The 4,763-nt window shown below is 51.9% G+C and carries 2 tRNA genes and 3 rRNA genes; all 5 read left to right on the forward strand.

Features of this window, described 5'->3' with window-relative positions:
• Window positions 1-1,355 (forward strand): 16S ribosomal RNA (locus CWE06_RS12190); the annotation flags it as partial.
• Window positions 1,356-1,475: 120 nt separating this feature from the next.
• Window positions 1,476-1,552: transfer RNA gene (locus CWE06_RS12195), tRNA-Ile, on the forward strand.
• Window positions 1,553-1,799: 247 nt separating this feature from the next.
• Window positions 1,800-1,875, forward strand: a tRNA-Ala gene (locus CWE06_RS12200).
• Between the two features lie 180 nt (window positions 1,876-2,055).
• Window positions 2,056-4,517: ribosomal RNA gene (locus tag CWE06_RS12205) — 23S ribosomal RNA — on the forward strand.
• Window positions 4,518-4,640: 123 nt separating this feature from the next.
• Window positions 4,641-4,756 (forward strand): 5S ribosomal RNA (gene rrf / locus CWE06_RS12210).
• Window positions 4,757-4,763: the final 7 nt, after the last annotated feature.

The raw sequence follows: 4,763 nt of genomic DNA on the forward strand, positions 1-4,763 counted from the left end.
GGAGCAAAGTGGGGGATCTTCGGACCTCACGCCATCAGATGAGCCCAAGCAAGATTAGGTAGTTGGTGGGGTAAAGGCCTACCAAGCCGACGATCTTTAGCTGGTCTGAGAGGATGATCAGCCACACTGGGACTGAGACACGGCCCAGACTCCTACGGGAGGCAGCAGTGGGGAATATTGGACAATGGGGGCAACCCTGATCCAGCCATGCCGCGTGTGTGAAGAAGGCCTTCGGGTTGTAAAGCACTTTCAGTGGTGAGGAAGGCTTGCAAGTTAATAGCTTGCGAGATTGACGTTAGCCACAGAAGAAGCACCGGCTAACTCCGTGCCAGCAGCCGCGGTAATACGGAGGGTGCGAGCGTTAATCGGAATTACTGGGCGTAAAGCGCACGTAGGCGGTTTGTTAAGCAAGATGTGAAAGCCCCGGGCTCAACCTGGGAATTGCATTTTGAACTGGCAGGCTAGAGTTTTGAAGAGGGTGGTAGAATTTCCTGTGTAGCGGTGAAATGCGTAGATATAGGAAGGAATACCAGTGGCGAAGGCGGCCACCTGGTCAAAAACTGACGCTGAGGAGCGAAAGCGTGGGGAGCAAACAGGATTAGATACCCTGGTAGTCCACGCTGTAAACGATGTCAACTAGTTGTTCGTTTCATAAATGAAGTGAGTAACGCAGCTAACGCACTAAGTTGACCGCCTGGGGAGTACGGCCGCAAGGTTAAAACTCAAATGAATTGACGGGGGCCCGCACAAGCGGTGGAGCATGTGGTTTAATTCGATGCAACGCGAAGAACCTTACCATCCCTTGACATCTACAGAAGATTCTAGAGATAGAATTGTGCCTTCGGGAACTGTAAGACAGGTGCTGCATGGCTGTCGTCAGCTCGTGTTGTGAGATGTTGGGTTAAGTCCCGCAACGAGCGCAACCCCTATCCTTAGTTGCCAGCACGTTATGGTGGGAACTCTAGGGAGACTGCCGGTGATAAACCGGAGGAAGGTGGGGACGACGTCAAGTCATCATGGCCCTTACGGGATGGGCTACACACGTGCTACAATGGCGCGTACAAAGGGCAGCAAGCTAGCGATAGTGAGCGAATCCCATAAAGCGCGTCGTAGTCCGGATTGGAGTCTGCAACTCGACTCCATGAAGTCGGAATCGCTAGTAATCGTGAATCAGAATGTCACGGTGAATACGTTCCCGGGCCTTGTACACACCGCCCGTCACACCATGGGAGTGGGCTGCACCAGAAGTAGATAGCTTAACCTTCGGGAGGGCGTTTACCACGGTGTGGTTCATGACTGGGGTGAAGTCGTAACAAGGTAGCCGTAGGGGAACCTGCGGCTGGATCACCTCCTTAACGATGAGATGCAGATTGTGTTGTGAGTGCTCACACAGATTGAATTGGTTTGATATAAAGAAGCAGAGACGATTGCGAGCCGGCGAAAGCTGGTTTTTTTAGCGCAATCGCACGGATACTGGGTCTGTAGCTCAGCTGGTTAGAGCGCACCCCTGATAAGGGTGAGGTCGGTAGTTCAAGTCTACTCAGACCCACCAAATTCACTTAGATGCTGCGTTGCTTGCGTCGTCGTGTATCAACACACACGTCCTCCTTAGCGCCTTGCCTCTAAGCGAATTCCGAGATAAAGGTGAGAAAAGCACCCTATCGCGGCTATCGAGGCGCAGCCCTATGGTGGTTTGCCAAGGCATGCAACGAACGACTGAAGGCGCATACCTCAATGGTATGTAACTGAGGAAGATAGGCGCATAACGCCGGCAAAGCGACATAGAGCAAGCTTGATAAGGGGCCATAGCTCAGCTGGGAGAGCGCCTGCCTTGCACGCAGGAGGTCAGCGGTTCGATCCCGCTTGGCTCCACCACCTTCCTTTTGACTGCGTTGGACGACGCGTCGTGTGTAAAACACACGTCCTTATCGCCCGCCTTGGCAAAAGAAAGCTGGCTAAGTATCCGAGATAGTTATCTCTGCCGCATGAATTGATTGATAAGCGATGTGCACATTGTTTACCAATCACGTTATGTGATGTGCTCTTTAATAATTTGGACAAGCTGATAAAGAAACAAACGAAGTTTGAACAAGCCAGGTATAACTCACCAGATTATTTGGTGGCGTATCGTTCATGTCATGTTCATACAATTCGAAACGTTTTGAGCGCAGCGGTGTGACTGCGTACCTTTTGTATAATGGGTCAGCGACTTACATTTTGTAGCAAGGTTAACCGAATAGGGTAGCCGTAGGGAAACCGAGTCTTAACTGGGCGTGTAGTTGCAAGGTGTAGACCCGAAACCGGGCGATCTAGCCATGGGCAGGTTGAAGGTTGAGTAACATCAACTGGAGGACCGAACTCACTAATGTTGAAAAATTAGGAGATGACCTGTGGCTCGGAGTGAAAGGCTAATCAAGCCCGGAGATAGCTGGTTCTCCCCGAAATCTATTTAGGTAGAGCCTCGGACGAATACCATTGGGGGTAGAGCACTGTTTGGGCTAGGGGGTCATCCCGACTTACCAACCCCATGCAAACTCCGAATACCAATGAGTACTATCCGGGAGACACACGGCGGGTGCTAACGTTCGTCGTGAAGAGGGAAACAACCCAGACCGCCAGCTAAGGTCCCGAAGTCATGGTTCAGTGGGAAACGATGTGGGAAGGCATAGACAGCTAGGAGGTTGGCTTAGAAGCAGCCATCCTTTAAAGAAAGCGTAATAGCTCACTAGTCGAGTCGGCCTGCGCGGAAGATGTAACGGGGCTAAACCATGCACCGAAGCTGCGGCAGCAAGTTTACTTGCTGGGTAGGGGAGCGTTGTGTAAGCCGTTGAAGGTGGATTGAGAAGTCTGCTGGAGGTATCACAAGTGCGAATGCTGACATGAGTAACGATAATGGGGGTGAAAAACCCCCACGCCGGAAGACCAAGGGTTCCTATCCCATGCTAATCAGGGTAGGGTAAGTCGGCCCCTAAGGCGAGGCTGAAAAGCGTAGTCGATGGGAAACAGGTTAATATTCCTGTACTGCTGCATACTGCGATGGGGTGACGGAGAAGGCTAGGCAAGCGCGGCGTTGGTAGTCCGCGTGAAAGTGAGTAGGCAGGGGGATTAGGCAAATCCGGTTCCCTATATGCTGAGACACGAGACGAGGTTCTAAGGAACCGAAGTTGTTGATGCCCTGCTTCCAGGAAAAACCTCTAAGCATCAGGTATGCAGAACCGTACCCGAAACCGACACAGGTGGTCAGGTAGAGAATACTAAGGCGCTTGAGAGAACTCGGGTGAAGGAACTAGGCAAAATAGTACCGTAACTTCGGGAGAAGGTACGCCCTTATTTGTGAAGGCCTTGCGCTGTAAGCAGATGAGGGTCGCAGTGACCAGGTGGCTGGGACTGTTTATTAAAAACACAGCACTCTGCAAAATCGAAAGATGACGTATAGGGTGTGACACCTGCCCGGTGCCGGAAGGTTAATTGATGGGGTTAGCTTCGGCGAAGCTCTTGATCGAAGCCCCGGTAAACGGCGGCCGTAACTATAACGGTCCTAAGGTAGCGAAATTCCTTGTCGGGTAAGTTCCGACCTGCACGAATGGTGTAACCATGGCCACGCTGTCTCCACCCGAGACTCAGTGAAATTGAAATCGCTGTGAAGATGCAGTGTACCCGCGGCTAGACGGAAAGACCCCGTGAACCTTTACTACAGCTTGGCACTGAACATTGAACCTACATGTGTAGGATAGGTGGGAGGCTTTGAAGCGTGAACGCCAGTTTGCGTGGAGCCGACCTTGAAATACCACCCTTGTATGTTTGATGTTCTAACTTAGGGCCATTATCTGGCTCGAGGACAGTGCCTGGTGGGTAGTTTGACTGGGGCGGTCTCCTCCCAAAGAGTAACGGAGGAGCACGAAGGTTGGCTAAGTACGGTCGGACATCGTACGGTTAGTGCAAAGGCATAAGCCAGCTTAACTGCGAGACAGACACGTCGAGCAGGTGCGAAAGCAGGTCTTAGTGATCCGGTGGTTCTGAATGGAAGGGCCATCGCTCAACGGATAAAAGGTACTCCGGGGATAACAGGCTGATACCGCCCAAGAGTTCATATCGACGGCGGTGTTTGGCACCTCGATGTCGGCTCATCACATCCTGGGGCTGAAGTCGGTCCCAAGGGTATGGCTGTTCGCCATTTAAAGTGGTACGCGAGCTGGGTTTAGAACGTCGTGAGACAGTTCGGTCCCTATCTGCCGTGGGCGTTTGAGAATTGAGAGGGGTTGCTCCTAGTACGAGAGGACCGGAGTGAACGAACCGCTGGTGTTCGGGTTGTCATGCCAATGGCACTGCCCGGTAGCTACGTTCGGAATCGATAACCGCTGAAAGCATCTAAGCGGGAAGCGAGCCTCGAGATGAGTTCTCACTAGCATGTAATTGCTCTGAAGGGTTGTTGAAGACTACAACGTTGATAGGCAGGGTGTGGAAGCGCTGTAAGGCGTTGAGCTAACCTGTACTAATTGCCCGTGAGGCTTAACCATACAACACCAAAGCGGTGTTTGGTATGGATATGATATGAGCGTCACCGAATGCACAGAAGTGCGAGGTGAGAGAGTCTGGCTCGAACTTTGATTGTATTAGCTTGTTCAAATTAACCAAATTCGTCTGGCGGCCATAGCGACGTGGAACCACCTGAATCCATTCCGAACTCAGAAGTGAAACATGTCAGCGCCGATGGTAGTGTGGGGCCTCCCCATGTGAGAGTAGGACACCGCCAGGCACCTAAT

It is taken from the genome of Aliidiomarina haloalkalitolerans, assembly GCF_003987315.1.
Classification (GTDB): domain Bacteria; phylum Pseudomonadota; class Gammaproteobacteria; order Enterobacterales; family Alteromonadaceae; genus Aliidiomarina; species Aliidiomarina haloalkalitolerans.